Raw genomic sequence first — 22,826 nt, forward strand, 5'->3', positions numbered from 1 at the left:
AAAGGAATATAATTAAAGCGCAATTTCTAGTTCGCCTTTTTCAATAGCTTTTTCTAAATGAGCTTCAATAGTGGGATAAACTCCAAAAAATTTAGCACCATCTTCTAATTTTAAAAGGACAATCCAGCCGTCTTTTTTTTCTTTAATTTTATTCACAACGACTACTTTTTTTCCAAGTAATGCTTCATAATTCTCAAAACCACCTCTTTTTTTAATAAAATTTGTTTTTGGAAAATAAATATGTTGATACGCATTATTTGGAACAGACTTTAATACATAGACTTTTTGAATCTCTTGTTGATGTGTTGTTTCTTGACTGTAAGTATTTGCAGAAAAAAGAGCAAAAACGAGTACGATAAAATGATATAAAGCTTTCATATGTTGAATTTTTACGTGTATCAAATAAACTACTAAATTAGTTTGGAAAATAGCTTTATAAAAGAGCCATTCGTTAAAATATAGTTAAATTAATAAATTCCTATTTGGAAGAGGTTTATTTGTTGTCAAATTCGTTTTTTAACCTTGATAAATTAAGTATATTCGTAAGAAATTTAGCGATATGGATACACTTTTTCGAATTACAAAAAATATAAGAAAACAGTTTTTATATTTTATGGATCATTATACTTTAGAACAATTAAATACCATTCCACAAGGATTTAGTAATAATATAATTTGGAACATTGGACATTGTATAGCTACCCAACAATCGTTAATCTATAAATTGTCTGGCTTACCTATGCAAGTTTCAGATGCATTTATTGACACCTATCGAAATGGAACAATTCCTACAGGTAAAACTACTCAAGAAGAAGTAGATTATATTAAAAGTATTTTATTTACTACTGTAGAGCAAACACAAGAAGATTTTTCAAAAAATATTTTTGTTACTTTTCATGAATATACAACAAAAAGTACTGGTTTTACTATGGAAAATGCTAATCAAGCAGCTGAATTTAATAATTTTCATGAAGGGATCCATTTAGGTATTATACTACAAATTAGAAAATTCCTATAAACGTAATACCTTAGTAAAGATAAAAGCAATGAAATTCAATACAAAAACAATACATGGTGGGCAACATCATGAAAAAGTTACAGGATCAGTCATGCCTCCTGTATTTCAAACTTCTACTTATGCACAAACCTCTCCAGGAAAACCTGTTGGTGAATATGAATATAGTAGAGCTGCAAACCCAACAAGAACAGCTTTGGAAGATGCGTTAGCAAGTATTGAGAATGGGACTAGAGGTTTGGCATTCGCTTCAGGATTAGCGGCTACAGATTCTGTAATGAAACTATTAAAGCCGAACGATGAGGTTATTGCAATGGATGATTTGTATGGCGGAACCTATAGAATGTTTGCACGTATTTATCAAGATTTTGGAATCAAATTTCATTTTGTAGACATGACCAATTTGAAAAAATTGGAAAGTTTAATCAATGAAAACACGAAGTTAGTTTGGGTAGAAACGCCTACTAATCCATTGATGAAACTAGCCGATATTGAAGCAATCGCAAAGATTACAAAAAAGAATAACCTGTTGTTTGCAGTAGATAATACATTTGCAACTCCTTATTTGCAAAAGCCTTTAGATTTAGGAGCTGACATTGTTATGCATTCCGCTACAAAATATTTAGGGGGTCATTCCGATGTTATTGCGGGCGCTTTAGTTGTAAAAGATGTAGCTTTAGGAGAAAAGTTGCATTTTGCACAGTTTGCAACTGGAGGCACACTAGGACCTATGGACAGTTATTTAGTTCTTAGAGGAATTAAAACCTTACACTTAAGAGTACAAAGACATTGCGAAAATGGTGCAAAAGTTGCTGAATTTTTAAGCAAACATCCAGCAATTAAAAGAGTATATTATCCAGGTTTGGAAACGCATCCTCATCATGATATTGCGAAAAAGCAAATGATAGGCGGTTTTGGTGGAATGGTGACTTTTACTTTTAATTCTGGAAAGCTGGAAAATGCTGTTCGATTTTTAGAAAGAGTAAAAGTATTCACTTTAGCAGAATCATTAGGTGGAGTTGAATCTCTAGCAAATCACCCAACATCTATGACACATGCTTCGGTTCCAGCAGAGAAAAGAGCGGAAATTGGTATTACAGATGATTTAGTTCGTTTAAGTGTAGGGGTAGAAGATATTGACGATTTATTAGCAGATTTAGAACAAGCACTTCAATAACAAATCCTATACATTTTTATAAAAAGAAAAGCCTAGATTTTAATCTAGGCTTTTCTTTTTTAGTATATTTTATTTTTTTAATCTAAATAATAAATGTAACCAAAGTTCAACCAAAGATTCCAATCATTAGATTTGTTTTCTTTATATAAATCAGGATTTTTTCTTAAACCATCAACCCAGTCTGAAAAATAGTATTGCCATCTCAACTCTACAAAAAGATCCGATAATTCTGTCAATTTATATCTTGTACCAACACTAGATACTACCGAAAAAGTGTTTCCACCTTCTGAAGAATACCCGTCAGGTAAATATGAAGGATAAGTTGTAGCAGTAGTTCCTAAAGGCCCAAGTTCTGAATAGGTGTTGTTTTGAAAAAATGAAAAATGAGCTCCTAAACCTATAAAAGGTGCCCAAGCACCATTTCTAGCAGAAGTAAATTCTCTAATACTCCATGGATAATATTCTAATTGCATACCGATGTCAGTTACTTTAGCTTCGCCTTTCATAGCTTTTAGTAAGCGGCCTAGTTCAGAGTCTTTATCTGCATATTCTCCAAAATGCTCTAATTTAGTACTGTTGAAAGATAATTCAGAGCGCAATTTGAAATGATCATTAAAATAGCTATCAGGACTGTAACAATTACATTCTGCACGATAAGCAAAATTGAGATAATGTACAATACCAACTGCAAATCCTGTATTTCCTTTATTGGTTTCGAAATCATGTCTAACTCCAAAGTCTGATTGAAAAGCAACACCACCCACAAAAACTCCTAGTTCGTGGGAAAATCCTAACTGTGAGTTTCCATAAAATGGTATAAAAACAGTTAAAAACAGCAGGTTTCTTAATATTTTAGGCATCTTAAAAATTTTTCATTTATAGACAAATATATAAAATCTAAAGACAGGTAAAAATTTTTTTCTTTTTTTTAGATAAATTTTTCTTAAAAAAGAGATTTTAAGGTGTTTTTTTTAGCAATTTAAATACGACATGATTTAATTAAATGTATATTTGCACCGCAGTTACGAAAACGTTTTCATTAAGTAAAAACGGAAACTAAATTTATTACAAATTAAACCCAAAAATCATGAAAGAAAGTGTATCATCTTTTATTGAAGCTGTAGCTAAAAGAAACCCAAACGAGCCTGAATTTATGCAGGCAGTTAAGGAAGTAGCAGAAACTGTTATTCCTTTTATCGAAGAAAATAAAAAATACCAAGGCAAAATGCTTTTGGAAAGAATGGTTGAACCAGAAAGAGTAGTAATGTTCCGAGTGGCTTGGATTGACGATGCTGGTAAAACACAAGTGAATAGAGGTTATAGAATACAAATGAATTCGGCTATAGGTCCTTATAAAGGAGGATTGCGCTTTCATCCTTCCGTTAACTTAAGTATTTTAAAGTTTTTAGCTTTTGAACAAGTATTTAAAAACTCTTTAACTACTTTGCCAATGGGTGGTGGTAAAGGAGGTTCAGATTTTGACCCTAAAGGAAAATCTGATGTTGAAATTATGCGTTTTTGTCAAGCTTTTATGACAGAATTATCAAGACATATTGGTGCTGATACAGATGTACCTGCTGGAGATATCGGTGTAGGAGGTAGAGAAGTAGGTTACATGTTTGGTCAATATAAAAAATTAAGAAATGAATTTACTGGAGTTTTAACTGGTAAAGGAATCACTTTCGGTGGGTCTTTAATTAGACCAGAAGCTACTGGATATGGCGATGTTTATTTTGCTCAAAGCATGTTAGCTACTAAAGGTGAAAGTTTTTCTGGAAAAACAGTTGTAGTTTCTGGTTCAGGAAATGTAGCGCAATATGCTATTGAAAAAGCAACTCAATTAGGTGGTAAAGTTGTTACTGCTTCTGATTCATCAGGATATATTTATGACGAAGCGGGTATTGATTCAGATAAGTTAGCATATATCATGGAAATTAAAAATGTAAATTATGGTCGTATCAGTGATTATGTTGCAAAATATCCTAACGCTAAATTTGTTGAAGGGAAACGTCCTTGGGAAGTGAAATGTGATATTGCTTTACCATGTGCAACTCAAAATGAATTGAACGCTGATGAAGCTAAAACATTAGTAAGTAACGGATGTATCTGTGTGGCTGAAGGTGCAAATATGCCTTCAACTCCAGAAGCAATTGAAGTATTCCAAGCAGCTAAAATTTTATTTGCTCCTGGAAAAGCTTCTAATGCTGGTGGTGTAGCTACTTCTGGTTTAGAAATGTCACAAAATTCTTTACGTTTAAGTTGGACTAGAGAAGAAGTAGATGAAAGATTAAAAGGAATTATGGCAAACATCCACGAATCTTGTGTAAAATATGGCAAAAATGCAGATGGATATGTTGACTATGTGAAAGGAGCTAATATTGCTGGATTTGTTAAAGTAGCAGATGCCATGTTGGGTCAAGGTGTTGTATAATTTTTATAATTAGATAGAATTAAGGCTTACTTTACAGTAAGCCTTTTTTATTTGTTTATGGCATACCTAAAATTAATATTCTGCGTTTATAGTATATTTGTAAAAATTATAATCATGAGGTTAACTTTTCTTATTTTCATTTTACTCGTAGGTCAATGGTGTTTCCCACAAGGAAATTTGTTATGGAAAGGGTATTTCTCATACAACGAAATTGTAGATGTAGAGGTGTCTTCTACAACTTTTTTTGCCGCTACCGAAAATTGTATTTTTTATAAAAATACAACGCAGCAAGATGTTAATATCCTCAATTCGATTAACGGTTTTAAACCAAACGCTATAACGGCAATTCATTATTCGGAAAGTTTTAAAAAAACCATAGCTGGTGATCAAAATGGGCTACTAATATTGGTAAATGAAGATGGAACCATCATTACAAAAGTCGATATCATTGAAGAAATACCAGTTGCACCAAATAAGAAAAAAATAAATGATTTTTATGAATATCAGGAAAAATTATACATTGCCACAGATTATGGAATATCGGTTTTAAACCTAAATACATTAGAGTTTATTAGTACTTACTTTATTGGAACTTCAGGTGAAGAAGTTGAGGTATTGCAAACTACAGTATTAAATGAAGAACTTTATGCTGTAACGAGACAAAGTGGTATTAGAAAAGCAAGTTTGTCAAACCCTTTTTTATACGATTATAATCAATGGCAAACCTTTGATAGCGGCTATTGGTTAGGAATAGTCACTTTAAACAATCAAATTGTGGCTATGAGTACCGATGGGAATACTTACCGTTACAATGGATCTTTTCAAAGTATTCTCAATCAAAGTCAAATAGGGAGAAAAATAAAAACAAATGGTAATGAACTTGTTGTTACTACTCAAAACAATGTTTTTGTTTTGGATACGCAAGGGAATCAATTGGCACATATCACTGTGATTCCCGATTTTGATGTTCAATTTACTGCTGCGCATGTAGTTAACGGTCAAATTTTTATTGGTACCGAAATGAATGGAGTATTTGCTACTACATTATCTAACCCTTCGCTATTTGAAAATATTACACCAAATGGGCCTTTTAGAAACAACATATTTCGGGTAAAAAAAGCACCAAATCAATTGTGGGCAGTTTATGGAGACTATTCTAGAGAATATAACCCATATCCTTTAGATCAGTTGCCAACTAGCAGCTATTCTTCTAATAATGGATGGGTAAATATTTCCTATGAAGACGTATTACAAGCGAAATCGATTTGCGATTTAGTAATTAATCCAAATAACTCAACTCAAATCTATTTTACCTCTTACTTTTCAGGTATAGTAAAAATGGATGGTTCAGACATTACTTTATTAAACAGTACCAATACAGGTCCAAACGGATTAGAGTCTTTGGTTTTGAGTCCACCTGATCCAAACTATGTTGATATAAGAATCAATAGTCCTGCTTTTGACAAGGAGAATAATTTATGGGTTACAAATGCTTTTGTGGAAAGAGCCATTAAAGTTTTAAGAAGTAATGGTCAATGGCAATCTTATAGTGTGGATGGGATTTTGTCTGATTATACTGTTGGACGTTATGGATCTATGGCAATTGACAAAAACAATACAAAATGGATACCTGCCTATAATGAAGGTTTGCTTGCGTTTAATGATCAAATGAATAATAAATTTATTGTAATTGATTTTGCCAATAGTAATTTGCCAGACAAAGTTGTTAATTGTGTTGCTATCGATAACCGAAATCAAGTATGGATTGGAACCGCTAAAGGACTAAGAATACTTTCAAGTGTGGACCAATTCTTGTCTGAAAATGAGTTGTCAACAAATCCTATTATCATACAGGAAGGAGATTTAGCTCAGGAATTATTTTATCAACAGGCTATTTTGGATATTCGTGTGGATGGTGCCAATAGAAAATGGGTTTCCATTGCTGGTGCAGGTGTGTTTTTGGTGTCTTCTAATGGACAGCAAACACTTTACAGATTTACAAAAGCGAATTCACCACTACCTAGTGATAATGTAAATGATATAGAAATAGACGACGTTTCAGGTGAAGTATTCTTTGCTACAGATAAAGGATTAGTGTCTTTTTTGGGTACTTCCACAAAAGCGAGTGGTGATTTATCTAATGTTTATGTATACCCTAACCCAGTGCGACCTGAATTTTCAGGAACCGTTAAAATAGCGGGATTGACTGATAAAGCTAATGTGAAAATTACAGATATAGAAGGTAATTTAGTCTATGAAACAACTTCTGAAGGAGGTACAATTGAATGGAATACTTCTGCTTTTGGAAATTATAATGTGGCTTCGGGAGTTTATATGATTTTTATTGCTACCCAAGATGGATTGGATTCAACTGTGAAAAAAGTAATGATTATTAGATAATGCTTATAAAAACAAAAGCAATTGTAATTTCTTCTGTAAAGTATAATGACAAAAGTTTGATTGTTAAGTGTTTGACAAGAGAAGAAGGAGTGCAGACCTATTTTATACACAACGCTTTTACGGGTAAAAATAACAAGCAAAAAAAGGTTTTTTTTCAACCGTTGAATCAAATTGAAATTGAAGCCAATCATAATCTCAAAAAAAACTTGCACCGAATCAAAGAGGTTAAAATTTATTATCCATATCATTCGGTTTATTTAGATATTACAAAATCCTCTATTGTATTATTTTTGTCTGAAATGCTGCATTATACTATTAAAGAACATTGGAAAGACGAACACTTATTTGATTATTTAGAAACATCTTTGCAATGGTTTGATACACACGATGATAGCTTTAATTTTCATTTGATATTATTAATGCAGTTGACCAAATTTCTTGGTTTTTATCCTCAAGAAAATCATATCGAAAATAATTTTTTTAATATAAGTGAAGGCGTTTTTACGGAGTTCCCTGCGTTACATTCTTTATCTGAAGAAGAATCGATGCTTTTAAAAAAATTACTTGCTTTAAATATATATACAACAGAAAAACTTTTTTCATCTAATCAAAGAAGAATTTTACTTAAAACAATCATTGATTACTATAGTTTTAATATTGAAAACAGTAAGAAAATTAAGTCAATAGATGTTTTAACACAAATTTTCGAATAGATATAATTTGTGATTTTTAAAAAATTGAGCGTAAAAAGAATCAGTTATTCAACTCTTTCAAATTTTTGTGAATAGCCTTCCAAAGAAAAAAAATCTAAAATTAAATATCCATTTTCCATTTTAAAGAAAATGGTAGCAATGTTAGTCCCTTCGCAATTGGTGTGAATTTTTTTGTCCAATACATCGTAAGTCCCCGAAGTCCTAATTTCATCGGAATAAGGATTACATAATGAGGTATTAGTAGTTATAATTCCGTTATTTTTAAAAGTTAAAGTTCTTGTGCTTTCTATGGGAAGAAAAGTTCCACTGCCATCACCCGGATCTGCTAATACTTCAATTAATTTCCAATTACCAACAAACTCATTATCTGGACAGTCGTGATCATCATCACTACAAGAAAAGAAAAGAATAACTACAATAAGAGTAAAAAAAGTTTTTTTCATGACGTTGTACTTGTTCGTTTTCATTCTAGATGATTTTTTTGCTAAAAAGTTGCGCTGTAATAAAAAAGAATTTTCATAGTCAAGTGATTACGCGAAGCAGTTCTCTTTCTAGTCTGTCAAAATTCTCTTCGTTTTTAGAGCCTGCGAAAGATTTAATTTTTTCACATTCCGTAACCGATTTAAAAATCATTCGAAAAGCAATCTCGGAACTTTTCTCATCTATTTTTTTAAAATGTATTTCCATGTTGAATAATGGTTGAGAGATTCTTTTCCAAGCCACTAATTTTTCAGGTTGTACAACCGTAAAAACCGATTCATTTTCATAATTTCCTTTTTCTGGACCGTGCATAGTTAAAACCCATTTTCCATCGGGTTGTAAGTTAAACTCATGAATAGTATTCGTAAATCCTTCAGGACCCCACCAATTTTTTAAATGTTGTGGTTGTGCAAAAGCTTGATATACTTTTTCAACAGGTGTTTCTAAAATTCTAGAGCTATAAATTTCATTTTCAGCAATCATATTTCAAACTTTTTTAGTCTTTCCAGTTTTGAAGGCGGTCTAAATATAAATAACTTTCTACAAATTTACGGTGTTCGGGTGACGTCATCTTTTCTAACAATTGTAATGCAGAAATATAACTTGCTAAATTTCCATTTGAAGAAAGAAACTTACCATCCTCCATATAGGTTACCAAACTGTCGTTTTGTACTTTTAAATTAGGATAGTCTATCTGCAATTGTTTTCCTCCTCCAATCCAAGTCACAATCTTATGTCCGTCTGCTATTCCTGAAGCTCCAATTAATTGAGCTCCACCACAATTACTTACTGTGTACTCAGTCTCTTTATTTTTATTCTTAATAAAATCAACTATATTTTTGTTGTGTACTTGTGCATACATATCATAGGCACTTGGAACAAATAGTGCGGTTAGTTTTGGACAGTCTTCAAACGTATAGTCTGGAACAAAGTGTAACCCTTCTTCGGTTGTAATTGGGTTTTTAGTTTCGGCAATTGCAACGACATTAAAAAGTTGTTTGCCATCTTCTGTTGGTTTACCAAAAACGTCTGAAGTTGCCACAACTTCACTCTGCAAAGCACCATTGTACATCAGCAATCCAATTGTAGGAAGTTCCGGATTAAAAGGTTTTAGATGTTTGGTAAAAGTGTCTGATTTACTTGCTATTACTTCTTTTGAAGTTTCTGTGGCTTCCTTGTTTTTGTTATGGGAAGTACAAGCGATTAAGTTTATAAAAAAAAGACCTAAAATCAGTAGATATGCTTTCATTCTTTGAGTTGTGTTTGTAACAAAATAAGAGTATCAAAGTTACGTAAAGTATTTCTTAAAAAAGGATCAAGAATATTAGAATTAAAATATTTTATCCTTTTTCATTTATGAGCCTTTAAAAAAGCTACTAAGCCCTTTTAAAGCTTTATATAAGTGGAGTAAGATAGGAGGAATTAATGCAACAACAGACTACCCCTCTTTTTTTGGTTAAAAAACCCCCACAATTATTTGAAATTTAGTATTTTCGCATCTTCAAATTAGAAAGCGATATAATGAGTACTAAATTTACTGAATATAAAGGACTTGACTTGCCAACAGTTGCGTCTGAAGTATTGGATTTTTGGAAAAAAGAAAACATCTTCGATAAGAGTGTGAGCACTCGTGAAGGCAATACCCCTTATGTGTTTTTTGAAGGACCTCCTTCAGCAAATGGATTGCCTGGTATTCACCACGTAATGGCACGTGCTATTAAAGATATTTTTTGTCGTTATAAAACGCAAAAAGGATTCCAAGTGAAGCGTAAAGCAGGTTGGGATACACATGGATTGCCTGTAGAATTAGGTACCGAAAAAGAATTGGGTATTACTAAAGAAGATATTGGCACTAAAATAACGGTAGCAGAATACAACGAAGCATGTAAACGTACGGTAATGCGTTATACTGATGTTTGGAATGATCTTACCGAAAAAATGGGATATTGGGTAGATATGGAAAATCCATATATTACTTACAAATCCAAATATATGGAAACCGTTTGGTGGTTGTTGAAGCAAATTTATGATAAAGATTTATTGTACAAAGGCTACACGATTCAACCGTATTCTCCAAAAGCAGGAACGGGTTTATCTTCACATGAAGTAAATCAACCGGGAAGTTATAGAGATGTTACTGATACTACTGTGGTAGCTCAATTTAAAGCAATTACTGCAACATTACCAGGTTTTTTACAAGGATTAGGAGATATACATATCTTAGCTTGGACTACTACCCCATGGACATTGCCAAGTAACACGGCTTTAACAGTGGGACCAAAAATAGACTATGTTGTAATTGAAACTTTCAATCAATATACGTTCCGACCTGTAAAAGTGATTTTAGCAAAAAGCTTAGTAGGAAAACAATTTGGAAAAACCTATTTTGAATCAACAGAATCTAGTGATTTTGAAAACTTCAATGAAGGTGATAAAAAAATTCCTTTTCAAATCATAAAAGAATTCAAAGGAGCTGATTTAGTAGGTATTCGTTACGAACAATTAATGCCATTGGTGTTGCCAAATGACAATCCAGAAAATGCTTTTAGAGTTATTGCTGGAGATTTTGTAACTACAGAAGATGGAACAGGAATTGTACATACAGCACCAACTTTTGGAGCAGACGATGCTAAAGTGGCGAAAGAAGCTACGCCTGAAGTGCCACCTATGTTAGTTAAAGATACTAATGGGAATTTAGTACCTTTAGTAGATTTACAAGGAAGGTTTATTCAAGGTTTAGGTGACTATTCAGGGAAATACGTTAAAAATGAATATTACAACGATGGAGAAGCACCAGAACGTTCCGCTGATGTAGAAATTGCCATCCAATTAAAAGAAGAAAACAAAGCTTTTAAGGTTGAAAAATATGTACACAGTTATCCGCATTGTTGGAGAACGGACAAGCCTATTTTATACTATCCTTTAGATTCTTGGTTTATTAAAGTTACTGAAGTAAAGGAGCGTATGTTTGATTTAAACGAAACCATTAACTGGAAACCAAAGGCAACTGGAGAAGGACGTTTTGGAAATTGGTTGAAGAATGCAAACGACTGGAATTTATCGCGCTCTAGATATTGGGGAATACCCTTACCTATCTGGAGAAATGAAGAAGGAACAGAAGAGATTATCATTGGTTCTGTAGAAGAGTTATACTTTGAAATTGAAAAAGCAATAGCGGCTGGTTTCCAAAAAGAAAATCCATATAAGGAATTTGTGATTGGAAACATGTCGGAAGAAAACTATGAATTAGTTGACTTACATAAAAATGTAGTAGACAACATCGTTTTAGTTTCTCCTTCTGGTAAACCAATGAAACGCGAAACCGATTTAATTGATGTTTGGTTCGATTCAGGTGCGATGCCTTATGCACAATGGCATTATCCCTTTGAAAACAAAGATAAAATTGATGCAAATAAAGATTTTCCTGCCGATTTTATAGCAGAAGGTGTGGATCAAACGCGTGGATGGTTTTATACACTACATGCTATTGGAACCTTAGTTTTTGATAAAATTGCGTATAAAAATGTGGTTTCAAATGGATTAGTACTAGATAAAAACGGACAAAAAATGTCGAAACGTTTAGGTAATGCAGTAGATCCTTTTACCACTTTAGCAGAATATGGACCTGATGCTACACGTTGGTATATGATTTCAAATGCCAATCCTTGGGACAACTTAAAGTTTGATATTGAAGGTGTTGCAGAAGTAAGAAGAAAATTCTTTGGAACACTATATAATACTTATTCTTTCTTTGCGTTATATGCCAATATTGATGGATTTAAGTACAATGAAGTAGAAATCTCTTTAAATGAAAGACCAGAAATTGATCGTTGGATTTTATCTGAATTGCATACTTTAATTAAAACTGTAGATGAGGCTTATGCTGATTATGAACCAACCAAAGCAACACGTGCTATATCTGACTTTGTACAGGAAAACTTGAGCAATTGGTATGTTCGTTTGTGTAGAAGAAGATTTTGGAAAGGAGAGTATGGAACAGATAAAATTGCAGCTTATCAAACGCTTTATACGTGTTTAGTAACCGTTGCTAAATTAAGTGCTCCAGTTGCTCCATTCTTTATGGATCGTTTGTATAAAGATTTAAATGCAACTACTGGGAAAGAAGTTTTTGAAAGTGTACATTTAGCGGAATTCCCTGTGACGGTTGAAAACTTTGTTGATAAATCACTAGAGAGTAGAATGTGGAAAGCACAGACTGTTTCCTCTTTAGTATTGTCTTTACGTAAAAAAGAGATGATCAAAGTGCGTCAACCGCTGCAAAGAGTAATGATTCCAGTACTTGACAATACTTTTAAGTCTGAAATTGAGGCCGTTGCAGACCTAATAAAAGCAGAAGTAAATGTAAAAGAAATTGAGTTGTTAGATGATGCTTCAGGCGTATTGGTAAAACAAATTAAACCAAATTTTAAAGCATTAGGACCACGTTTTGGCAAAGATATGGGTCTGGTTTCCAAAGAGATACAAAATATGGCGCCAGAACAGATCAATCAATTAGATAAAGACGGTGAAATAATGCTTGAAATATCAGGAAAAAGTATTACTTTAACAACCGAAGATGTGGAGATTTCTTCACAAGATATTCCGGGTTGGTTAGTAGCAAATTCCAATGGAATAACAGTAGCATTAGACATTACGATAGATGATCAACTACGTAATGAAGGTGTTGCAAGAGAGTTAGTAAATAGAATTCAGAATATTAGAAAAGATTCAGGATTTGAAGTAACGGATAAAATAAAAGTTCATATTCAAAATAATGCGGTAATAGAGCAATCTGTATTAGAAAATGAAACGTATATTAAGTCGGAAACACTAACCGAAGAATTAATTTTTATGCCTAAAATTGATAATGGTATAGAAATTGAGTTTGATGAAGTAAAAACAGTTGTGTTAATATCGAAATAGGGTCTAAAATAAACTCTTTTTAGATATGATTTATTAGTAATAACCTTAATACATAGAATGATGGTTGATGAAAAATTAAGATATTCAGACGCAGATTTAGCTGAGTTTAAAGAAATTTTATTAAAAAAAATAGAGAAAGCACAAGCCGATTTGGATTTAATTAGAAGTGCTTACATGAATGATTTAAATAATGGTACTGACGATACTTCACCAACTTTCAAGGCATTTGAAGAAGGAAGTGAAACCATGTCAAAAGAAGCAAACTCACAGTTGGCTACTCGTCAAGAAAAGTTTATTAGAGATTTAAAGAATGCTTTATTCCGTGTTGAAAATAAAACGTATGGTGTATGCAAGGTTACAGGTAAATTAATTAGTAAGGAGCGTTTAAAAGTAGTTCCTCATGCCACTATGAGTATCGAAGCAAAAAATTCGCAACGTTAATCTTATTATAAAATTACATTAACGCTCCTACAGGAGCGTTTTTTTTTAGTAAAATCCTTATTTTTGTTCAAATTTTAACAGAATGTCATTAAAGAAAGCTTATATAATAGTTGTCCTTATTCTACTTGTTGATCAAATCTCTAAGATTTATATCAAAACACATTTTTTTATTAATGAAGAAATAAAAGTTTTTGGTTTAGACTGGTTTCGTATTCATTTTATTGAAAATGAAGGGATGGCTTGGGGAGCAGTAATACCAGGTGAGTATGGAAAGCTAGCACTTACTCTTTTTCGCTTACTAGTTGTTCCTGGTATAGCTTGGTGGCTTTGGGATTCGGTTAAGAAGAAACAATCCAAATATTTAATTGTAGCAATCTCTCTTATTTTAGCAGGAGCAATAGGTAATATTATTGATTCTGTTTTTTATGGTGTTGTTTTCAATGATAGTTATCATCAAGTGGCAACAGCTTTCTCTGGTGATCCATACGGGACATGGTTTCATGGTGAAGTAGTAGATATGTTATATTTTCCTTTTTGGGAAGGTAACTTACCCGAATGGTTGCCTTTTTGGGGAGGTAAACATTTTTCCTTTTTTAATGCTATTTTCAATATTGCTGACATGGCCATATCTACTGGAGTAGGTATTTTAATTGTATTTAATAAGAGAGCTTTTGCGAATAAAAAGGAATAATTGTTCTATACTTACTTTCAACTTCTTATTTTTTCCACTTAATTAAAATAGCAAAATAGATTTTAAGCTATGTTTTTATGGGTATCAATGATTGCTTTTTCGTTTTTATAGTCTATCCATGCTTGGCCTTTTCTTTTTCTCATGAAATTATCAAAATGGCGCATGATAAATACATTGTACACTGCTTTGAAAAGATGTTTCGGTTTTTTAGGTAACGCTCTTAAGCTCATCGAAAAACCTGGTGTTATGTATTTCATGTAATGCCAATATCCTTCAGGCATGTATAACATTTCTCCATGATTTAAATTACAGATAAATCCTTTGGCCTTTTTTAAAGCTGGGAATTTTTCAAAATCAGGATTTTCAAAATCAATATCTTCTCTTGAAATCAAGGAGTGAGGTATCTTATATAAATAAGGTGTGGCTTCTTGTGAAAATAAAATGCATTGTTTTTTTCCGTGAAAATGAAAATGTAAAATATTGGAATAATCAATATCATAATGCATGAATACTTTTGAGTTCTCTCCGCCAAAGAACAACATAGGAAGTTGTTTGATTAGTTTTAATCCAATTTTAGGCCATTTAAAATCATTTTGGAGTGCAGGGGCCTCTTTCATTAAGTTGTATAGAAATATACGGTAATTTGTAGGTTTAGATTGTAATAAATCAATATAATCACTCATCTTCATTTTGGCATGAGCTTCATTAAAACCATCTTTATACGAAACCGGACGATCGTCATATAAGGGTACCGTTTTGTCTCCAGCAATTGATTTAATATATTCTAAGTTCCATTTGGTATATGCAGGCCAGTCTTTAGTTAATTTCTCTATAACTACTGGTTTTTGTTTTTTTACGTAATGCGTATAAAAATCTTCTTGAGAGATGGTCTCTACACGTTCTATTTCATTTAAATGTAGTGAAGACATATAAAAAATGCTCTAAGTTTTCTTAGAGCAAATTTATTTAATTGTTATCAAAATTTTAAAAAATTAAGAAAACTTTATTTTCCTTTTTGTGAAGCTTCTAAATTTCTTTCAATCACATGTCCAGGTCTAGTCCATTTTGGTTTTTCTCCAAGTGGTTGATATTGTGAATTTTCAGCTTCAACAGTTTCGGGTTGCATTTTTTTAATAAAAGGTTTTTGAGGTTCTAATCCTAATAATTCAAACATTTTCATGTCTTCATTTACATCAGGGTTAGGAGTAGTAAGCAATTTATCTCCTGCAAAAATAGAGTTTGCACCTGCAAAGAAACACATGGCTTGGCCTTCTCTACTCATTTGAGTTCTTCCAGCAGAAAGCCTTACTTGAGTTTCTGGCATTACAATACGTGTAGTTGCAACCATTCGAATCATATCCCAAATTTCAACTGGTTTTTCATTTTCCAATGGTGTACCTTCAACTGCAACTAAAGCATTAATTGGAACGGACTCCGGTTGGGGATTTAATGAAGCTAAAGCAACTAACATTCCAGCTCTGTCTTCAATTTGTTCTCCCATACCAATAATTCCTCCACTACAAACGGTTACGTTTGTTTTTCTTACATTTTCAATAGTTTCTAAACGGTCTTCATAACCTCTAGTTGAAATTACTTCTTTATAATATTCTTCGGAAGAATCTAAATTATGATTGTAGGCATATAGCCCAGCTTCTGCTAAACGTTTTGCTTGATTTTCGGTAATCATTCCTAAAGTACAACAAACTTCCATATCAAGTTTGTTAATAGTTCTTACCATTTCTAAAACTTGATCAAACTCAGGACCATCTTTTACGTTTCTCCACGCAGCTCCCATACAAACTCGTGATGAACCTGAAGCTTTTGCTCTTAAAGCTTGCGCTTTTACCTGAGACACTGTCATTAAATCATTACCTTCAATATTGGTATGATAACGTGCTGCTTGTGGACAATAGCCACAATCTTCAGGACACCCGCCAGTTTTTATCGAAAGTAGTGTGGAAACTTGTACTACATTTGGATTATGGAATTGTCTATGTACACTTGCTGCTTCAAATAATAAATCCATTAAAGGTTTATTATAAAGTTGAATAATTTCTTCTTTAGTCCAATTATATCTAATCGTATTCATTAAAATTCTTTTAGTTTTCAAAAGTAGCGAATTAGTTTTGAACCAAAAAAAATTATTACTGCAATTAATATTTAGAATTTACAACCACATCTTTCCAATACTGCATTAATGCAAATGAACCAATTAAACTTGAGGCAATACCTTCAAATAATAAAACACTAACATATTTAATAATATTGGTTTTCCCAACAAAGAAAAAAGTGTCAGATAGTTTACTTAAATACGATTCTCCACCTTTTAGATAGACGAAAATAATTAAACCTACAATTCCAAGAAACACACCTATAATACCTGTTTTAAAACCAGAAATTAAATTCTCCAAATAATCTGATTTACCGTGATGAAAATTGTATTGTATGGTTCTGTTTATTCCATATAACACAATAAATGCGTTCAAAATTCGTAGGTAATTTTTATCTGCTAAACCTACCATGTCCATAGTAAGAAAAAATAAGCCAATCCCTAAAAAAATGAGAAGGCCATTTTTAATTTCAATTGAGTTTTTCATAATATGTTGATTTTTTGTTATCTATAAAGGTACGAAAAAATCATAATCCTTTGATTATCAAATTATAAAAAATAGTTAATTGTAGTCTAAAAGCCATTCGTTATGAAAGAAATAATTCCATTTGGCTTTCGCCATATCATAGTTCGGGTCAATTAAAAGTTGGTACGGTTTTCTATTGATTGAATTTTCGCACCTGATGTAAATTGATATATCCTTTCCTTTGTATTCTTGTTTTATTTTTTGACAATATTGCCAAATAAAATCGGGTTTAACGGGTAGTTGTCTGGCTTGTTTATAAGATAGATTTTTAGTGTAATCATATAGCATACGTTGCTGGGTAGAGTTTTCAATAACTTCAAAAGAAATATGACCACTTCTTTCTCGCAACATCATTCTCCAGCTTAAACGGTGTCCTTCTTCTGTCCATAAAACATCTCCTTTAATAAAGTAATGTCGTAACGGTAATAACGATTGAATGATAAGATATGGAATAAATAGGTAATACCAATTGTATTTTTGGTTGTAATTGTTTGATTGTGTTAAAACAGGTTCTTTTTTTCTAAAAAAAAGCTTTCTAATTGTATCAGGCTCATAGAAAAATAAAGCAAAACTTAAGGCAAAAAAAGGAAAAATGCCAATTTGTAAAACAATCGCATTAAAGAGATGAAAACACAAAGAAGCTATTAAAGCTAGAGTTCTTGTTTTTTTATATAAGAGTAATGGAATAATGAATAAATCATATAAAATTCCTGCATAAGCAATAAATAAATAAAACCATTTGTTTGCAAAGATTTCCAGAAAAAAAGGATTACTAGTTGTTCCTTGTAAAAGATTTTTGGTAAAAGTTCCGTCAAGCCAATCGGGATAAATTTTTGCTACAGAAGCGTAAAAATAAACTATTGCAATTTGAATGATAAAAATACAATTGATCCAATAGGGAACAACTTTTTTTTCTTTAATAAAACCCCATTTTATGTCTAATGAATGATATCTGTTTGCGGGTAAAAAAATCATGATATAGCTTATCAGCATAAGCAAGTAATAATGATTATTATACGATGATTTTTGCATCAAATAAACACCTGTCCACAAGATGGAAAAACTAAAAATTGCTATTCTATAGCGAAGGCCAAACATAATTAAAAGGCCCAAAATCCCCATGGCTAAGAAGTAATAATACATTCCATTGCCCGGTAGAGGTTGTAGCCATTCAAAACCAATAAAGCTGAAAGTAAATTGAGGTGTAATAAGTACATTTTTTACCCAACCCGTTGCAATTGCACCAAAACTTTCGCAAGCTATTAAGAATCCAAAGAAAATTCTAAAAACAACTAATGGAGCGATGTCAACAGTTTTGAAAAAAGATGCTTTCATGAATAGTTTTTTAGTCTAGACAAGCAATATAGTTTATCTTTTTCTAGTTGGTCTTTTAAATCGGATAAAGAATCATATTTTTTTTCTTCTCTAATATGTTCCAAAAAGCCTACAGTAATATTCTGATGATATATTGATTCATTAAAATCAAACAGATGGACTTCAATACTTTGCTCACTATCCGATACTGTTGGATTGGTGCCAATATTCATCATTCCATAAAACATTCTATTATTAACTTCAACTGTAACCATATAAACGCCATTTTTAGGTACTAATTTATAACTTTCATCAACTTGTAAATTAGCTGTTGGAAAATGAATGGTTCTACCCAGCTTTTTTCCTTCTACAACTTCTCCATGTATCGTATAGTTGTATCCTAAAAAAGTATTGGCTGTTGCGATGTCTCCTTCTAGTAAAGCATTTCTAATTTTAGTCGAACTAATGGCAATTTCGTCTATCTCCTTTGCGGTTATTTGTTCTACATCAAAATTATATTTGGTACCAAAATTAATTAAATCTTCAATGGTTGCTGTTCTGTTTCTGCCAAAGCGATGATCATATCCTATGATTATAGCGCAAATGTTTAATTGGTCGACTAACACATTTTTAACAAATTCTTCGGCAGTAAGTCGAGAAAATTCTAAATCAAAAGGATGGATAATTAAGTGATCAATATTATAGGAAGCAATTCGTTTTTTCTTTTCTTCAATAGTATTAAGAAGTTTTATGTCTAAATCTTGTTGTAATACCATCCTTGGATGTGGAAAAAAAGTAAGTAAAACACTCTCAGCTTGTTTTTCAAGGGCTAAATTGTGTAGTTTGTTAAGTACTTTTTTATGACCTATATGTACTCCGTCAAAAGTGCCTATGGTAACAATAGTTTTTGTAGTACTAGTAAATGAAGAAATAGAATTAAAAATGTTCAAGGCTAAATATTTCTAGCAAAAATAAGTATTTTAAGTTCAGTTAAAAAAAAAGATTAGTTTTTAATAAAACGTAATGTCTTATATTCGTTTATAGTTCATCTCATAAACCTATTACGTTTTTAAACTGAGACTTATTTTATAAAAGATTGTTTTTTAATATTGGGTATAGGTAAAATTGAGAGTAGACATAATGTGTATTAATCATAAAAACATTAGTTATAATGTGATTTTTGAAACTAAAAAGGTTAAATAATCTTGAATAATTATTATATTTGTTTCAAACAAAACAAATTTTATAAAATATTATGAAAAAATTTTTACTTATGCTTTTTTGCCTCTTTTTAGTGAGTGCTTCTTATTCACAAAAAAGAGCGTTTTGGGAGAAAGTTTCCCATAAAAATGTTCAAAAAAATAAATATGTCCAAAGAGAATCTTTTCCAGAGACTTATGCGTTAATGGATTTAGATTTAGTTTCAATGAAAGAAACATTGGCTAGTGCATCGGATAGATTTTCAAGAAATCCAAAAGGTGTTATTATTACTCTACCTAACTCTGAAGGAGAATTAGAACGTTTTCAAGTATATGAAGCATCTAATTTTGAACCTGAACTTCAAGCACAATTTCCTAATATTCGATCTTATGCGGGTAATGGAATAGATAATCCTCACTCTCGTTTAAGAATGAGTATAGATCCAAGAGGATTAAATGCAATGATTTCTAGAGTAGGAGGAGCAACTGAATTTATAGAAACGTATTCAGTAGATGGTAAAACGCATGCAATATATCAGTCCTCAAGAATTAAAGGAAAAGTTCCTTTTACATGTTCTACAGTAGATGAGGTATTAGTTACTGATTTAACGAATAGGGCAAATTCTGTTTCAAGATCAAGTTCAGGGCAACTATTGAACTTTCGATTAGCTATGTCTGTTACTCCTGAATATACTACTTATCATGGAGGTACTAAGCCATTAGCTCTCGCAGCTATCAATGTTACTTTAACTCGTGTTAATGGTGTTTTTGAAACCGACTTTGCTATACATATGAACTTAGTAAATAATTTAACTATTATTTACGATGGAAGTGGTCCAGATCCTTATGGAGCAACAGATGCAAACTACAACTCAGAATTACAATCAACCTTAACATCAGTTGTCGGAGAAGCTAATTATGATATTGGACATTTAATGGGTAACGTAGGTAATAATGGTAATGCAGGATGCATAGGTTGTGTGTGCGTAAATAATCAAAAAGGAAGCGGTTATACTACTAGTACAGTTCCTGTTGGAGATAATTTTGATATTGATTTTGTGGCTCACGAAATTGGACATCAATTTGGAGCAAACCATACTTTTACACACGGAAACGAAGGTTCTGGAGTAAATGTTGAGGTAGGTTCAGGTGTAACCATTATGGGGTATGCAGGAATTACCTCATATGATACTCATTTACATTCTATAGATGTTTTTCATGCAGCAAGTATTGCTCAAGTTCAAGCCAATATGGTTGGTAAAACATGTCCTACTTCAGTAGCAATAACACATTCGGCACCAGTTGTAAATGCTGGCCTTGATTATACTATTCCAAAAAGTACTCCTTTTGTTTTGACTGGTTCAGCAACTGACGCAGGAGGTGCATCTGGTTTAACATATACTTGGGAAGAATATGATAACGCTACTGGAAATACTGGTGCAGCTAGTGCTGCATCTGCAACTAAGACAAATGGGCCTAACTGGGTTTGTTATCCTGATACATCTATACCTGTAAGACATTTTCCAATACTGAATTCTACTATTGCGAATAGTACAACAACGGCTGGATTAGATGTAACAGCTGAAGCCTTAAGTTCAGTTGCAAGAACATTAAACTTTAGATTAACAGCTAGAGATAATGTTGCGGGTCAAGGGCAAACTGGTTTTGACGACACTGTAATAACTGTAAATGCTACTGCAGGACCATTTCTAGTTACAGCACCTAACACAGCGGTATCATGGGTTGCTGGTTCTAACCAAACCGTTACTTGGGATGTTGCTGGAACAACAGGAAACAATATTAATGCTTCTTTTGTTGATATTTATTTGTCAAATGATGGGGGTCTTACTTACCCAATTTTATTAGCTAGTAAAGTACCTAACGACGGTTCTGAAATTGTAACAGTACCTAATAATGTAGGAAGTAATAAGAGAGTTATGGTGAAAGGGAATAATCATGTGTTTTATGATATTTCAAATACAAATTTCAGTATTACTGCACCACCTTCAACTTTCTCTGTAGCGTTTTCTGGAGTTCAAAATATATCTTCTTGTAACCCTTCAACGGCTGTATTCACTATTGATTATGCAGCTTTAGGAGGTTTTAGTGGGACAACAAGTTTTGCTGCTACTGGAGCTCCTGCTGGTGCGACGGTGAGTTTTAATCCTAATCCAACAAATACAAATGGAACCGTAACTTTAACTCTAGGAAACTTGACAAGTGTTGCTGGTGGCGATTATCAAATTTTAGTAAATGCTACATCTGGAGGAACCACTAAAACTGTTCCTTTTTACCTTTCAATTGGTGTAAGTCCTGTAGTTCTAACTAATCCTGCAGATAATGCAAATGGAGTAAATACAAGTTTAACATTAAGCTGGAATCCTAGCCCTAGTGCAACATCTTACGATGTTCAAGTAGCCACGGATGCTGGTTTTTCTAATATTGTTAGTTCGGGTAATGTTACTTCAAGTTCATACTCTGCTTCTGGTTTAGCACAAGGAACTGCTTATTATTGGAGAGTATTGCCTAAAAACGCTACGTGTACAGGTACATTTAGTACAACTTATAAATTTACAACAGGAACTGTTTCATGTGGAACCGTTTCTTCAACAAATGTTCCATTAGCTATTTCTTCTTCTGGAGCACCTACTATCAATTCAACTTTAAATATACCTTCAGGTGGTAATATTTCTGATGTAAATATTACAATGAATGTTACACATACTTATGTGAGTGATTTAACGGCAACTTTAATAAGTCCATCAGGAACTCAAGTTATTTTGTTTGCAAATGTATGTACATCAAGAGACGATATTAATGCTACTTTTGATGATGCTGGAATAGCTGTAACTTGTAACACAACTGCACCTACTCTTACAGGAACTAGAATGCCTTCATCACCTTTATCAGCTTTTAACGGTCAAAACTCAACAGGAACATGGACATTAAGAATAAATGATGGTTTTAATGTAGACGGAGGTTCATTAAATAGTTGGAGTTTAAATATTTGTACTGTTCAGCCTTTAGGAACTGAAGAATTTGAATTAAAAGATTTCTCTTTGTATCCTAATCCAAATAATGGAAGTTTTACAGTTAAATTTATTTCTGAATCTTCAAACAATATTGATATTAACATATTTGATATTAGTGGAAGACAAGTATACATGAAATCGTTCTCAAATACTGGTAACTTCAATCAAAATATTGAATTAAATGATGTTCAAGCTGGTGTTTACATGGTGAGTGTAACTGATGGTTCACAAAAAATCATGAAAAAAATTATAATAGAATAATAGAAATATCATTTTACATTTAAAGGAGCATTAATCAATGCTCTTTTTTTTTGTAATTATCTGATTAATAGATTAATGGAGTTGTGTTTGTTTTTAATTGTTATATTTGTATG

19 protein-coding genes are annotated in these 22,826 nt (G+C 32.2%); 9 read left to right on the forward strand and 10 right to left on the reverse strand.

Going from position 1 to position 22,826, the window contains the following annotated elements; all coding sequences use genetic code 11:
- Positions 1–12: 12 nt before the first annotated feature.
- Positions 13–378, reverse strand: a complete 366-nt coding sequence (locus tag FHG05_RS11040; RefSeq protein WP_140998087.1) for a dihydroorotase — start codon at positions 376–378, stop codon at positions 13–15.
- 181 nt (positions 379–559) lie between these two features.
- Between FHG05_RS11040 and FHG05_RS11045 the strand changes: the two genes are divergently transcribed.
- Together FHG05_RS11045 and FHG05_RS11050 are read left to right on the forward strand one after the other, a co-directional pair.
- Complete coding sequence (locus tag FHG05_RS11045; protein WP_140998088.1) at positions 560–1,018, forward strand: DinB family protein; 459 nt, start codon at positions 560–562, stop codon at positions 1,016–1,018.
- 19 nt (positions 1,019–1,037) lie between these two features.
- On the forward strand, positions 1,038–2,192 hold the full coding sequence (locus FHG05_RS11050; RefSeq protein WP_262710451.1) for a cystathionine gamma-synthase: 1,155 nt from the start codon (positions 1,038–1,040) through the stop codon (positions 2,190–2,192).
- A 77-nt stretch (positions 2,193–2,269) separates the two neighbouring features.
- Here the strand turns inward: FHG05_RS11050 and FHG05_RS11055 are convergent, their stop codons facing one another.
- On the reverse strand, positions 2,270–3,052 hold the full coding sequence (locus tag FHG05_RS11055) for a THC0290_0291 family protein (RefSeq protein WP_140998090.1): 783 nt from the start codon (positions 3,050–3,052) through the stop codon (positions 2,270–2,272).
- A gap of 227 nt (positions 3,053–3,279) precedes the next feature.
- On the opposite strand from FHG05_RS11055, the gene gdhA reads away from it, so the two are divergent.
- From gdhA to recO, 3 genes are all read left to right on the forward strand, one after another.
- On the forward strand, positions 3,280–4,623 hold the full coding sequence (gene gdhA, locus FHG05_RS11060; RefSeq protein ID WP_140998091.1) for an NADP-specific glutamate dehydrogenase: 1,344 nt from the start codon (positions 3,280–3,282) through the stop codon (positions 4,621–4,623).
- Positions 4,624–4,737: 114 nt separating this feature from the next.
- The gene (gene porZ, locus FHG05_RS11065; RefSeq protein ID WP_140998092.1) at positions 4,738–7,023 is read left to right on the forward strand and encodes a type IX secretion system anionic LPS delivery protein PorZ; all 2,286 of its coding nucleotides are present in this window, start codon (positions 4,738–4,740) and stop codon (positions 7,021–7,023) included.
- Complete coding sequence (gene recO, locus FHG05_RS11070; RefSeq protein ID WP_140998093.1) at positions 7,023–7,736, forward strand: DNA repair protein RecO; 714 nt, start codon at positions 7,023–7,025, stop codon at positions 7,734–7,736. The genes porZ and recO overlap by 1 nt, the downstream gene beginning before the upstream one ends.
- A gap of 44 nt (positions 7,737–7,780) precedes the next feature.
- Here the strand turns inward: recO and FHG05_RS11075 are convergent, their stop codons facing one another.
- The 3 genes from FHG05_RS11075 to FHG05_RS11085 form a co-directional block, all read right to left on the reverse strand.
- On the reverse strand, positions 7,781–8,179 hold the full coding sequence (locus FHG05_RS11075; protein WP_140998094.1) for a hypothetical protein: 399 nt from the start codon (positions 8,177–8,179) through the stop codon (positions 7,781–7,783).
- 79 nt (positions 8,180–8,258) lie between these two features.
- Positions 8,259–8,699 carry an SRPBCC domain-containing protein gene (locus tag FHG05_RS11080; RefSeq protein WP_140998095.1) on the reverse strand — a complete coding sequence of 147 codons (441 nt, stop codon included), beginning with the start codon at positions 8,697–8,699 and terminating at the stop codon, positions 8,259–8,261.
- A 13-nt stretch (positions 8,700–8,712) separates the two neighbouring features.
- Positions 8,713–9,465 (reverse strand): DJ-1/PfpI family protein, encoded by a 753-nt coding sequence (locus FHG05_RS11085; RefSeq protein WP_140998096.1) that lies wholly within the window; start codon positions 9,463–9,465, stop codon positions 8,713–8,715.
- Positions 9,466–9,737: 272 nt separating this feature from the next.
- Between FHG05_RS11085 and ileS the strand changes: the two genes are divergently transcribed.
- The 3 genes from ileS to FHG05_RS11100 all read left to right on the forward strand — a co-directional run bounded on the left by ileS (position 9,738) and on the right by FHG05_RS11100 (position 14,271).
- Positions 9,738–13,139 carry an isoleucine--tRNA ligase gene (gene ileS / locus FHG05_RS11090; RefSeq protein ID WP_140998097.1) on the forward strand — a complete coding sequence of 1,134 codons (3,402 nt, stop codon included), beginning with the start codon at positions 9,738–9,740 and terminating at the stop codon, positions 13,137–13,139.
- 60 nt (positions 13,140–13,199) lie between these two features.
- Positions 13,200–13,580 carry a TraR/DksA family transcriptional regulator gene (locus FHG05_RS11095; protein ID WP_130736387.1) on the forward strand — a complete coding sequence of 127 codons (381 nt, stop codon included), beginning with the start codon at positions 13,200–13,202 and terminating at the stop codon, positions 13,578–13,580.
- Positions 13,581–13,662: 82 nt separating this feature from the next.
- The gene (locus FHG05_RS11100) at positions 13,663–14,271 is read left to right on the forward strand and encodes a lipoprotein signal peptidase (RefSeq protein ID WP_140998098.1); all 609 of its coding nucleotides are present in this window, start codon (positions 13,663–13,665) and stop codon (positions 14,269–14,271) included.
- Between the two features lie 62 nt (positions 14,272–14,333).
- Here FHG05_RS11100 and FHG05_RS11105 read toward each other — a convergent pair whose 3' ends face one another.
- From FHG05_RS11105 to FHG05_RS11125, 5 genes are all read right to left on the reverse strand, one after another.
- Positions 14,334–15,200 carry a cupin-like domain-containing protein gene (locus FHG05_RS11105; RefSeq protein WP_140998099.1) on the reverse strand — a complete coding sequence of 289 codons (867 nt, stop codon included), beginning with the start codon at positions 15,198–15,200 and terminating at the stop codon, positions 14,334–14,336.
- 74 nt (positions 15,201–15,274) lie between these two features.
- On the reverse strand, positions 15,275–16,360 hold the full coding sequence (gene bioB / locus FHG05_RS11110) for a biotin synthase BioB (protein ID WP_140998100.1): 1,086 nt from the start codon (positions 16,358–16,360) through the stop codon (positions 15,275–15,277).
- A 64-nt stretch (positions 16,361–16,424) separates the two neighbouring features.
- Positions 16,425–16,868, reverse strand: a complete 444-nt coding sequence (locus tag FHG05_RS11115; protein ID WP_140998101.1) for a hypothetical protein — start codon at positions 16,866–16,868, stop codon at positions 16,425–16,427.
- A gap of 75 nt (positions 16,869–16,943) precedes the next feature.
- Positions 16,944–18,242, reverse strand: coding sequence for an HTTM domain-containing protein (locus FHG05_RS11120; RefSeq protein ID WP_140998102.1), 1,299 nt, complete (start codon positions 18,240–18,242; stop codon positions 16,944–16,946).
- A complete protein-coding gene (locus FHG05_RS11125; RefSeq protein WP_140998103.1) occupies positions 18,239–19,171 on the reverse strand; it encodes a bifunctional riboflavin kinase/FAD synthetase in 933 nt (310 codons plus the stop codon). The genes FHG05_RS11120 and FHG05_RS11125 overlap by 4 nt, the downstream gene beginning before the upstream one ends.
- Positions 19,172–19,476: 305 nt before the next feature.
- On the opposite strand from FHG05_RS11125, the gene FHG05_RS11130 reads away from it, so the two are divergent.
- On the forward strand, positions 19,477–22,713 hold the full coding sequence (locus FHG05_RS11130) for a zinc-dependent metalloprotease (RefSeq protein ID WP_140998104.1): 3,237 nt from the start codon (positions 19,477–19,479) through the stop codon (positions 22,711–22,713).
- Positions 22,714–22,826 lie beyond the last annotated feature (113 nt).

Origin of the sequence: Flavobacterium profundi (genome assembly GCF_006491645.1) — a bacterium.
GTDB classification, from domain to species: Bacteria; Bacteroidota; Bacteroidia; order Flavobacteriales; family Flavobacteriaceae; genus Flavobacterium; species Flavobacterium profundi.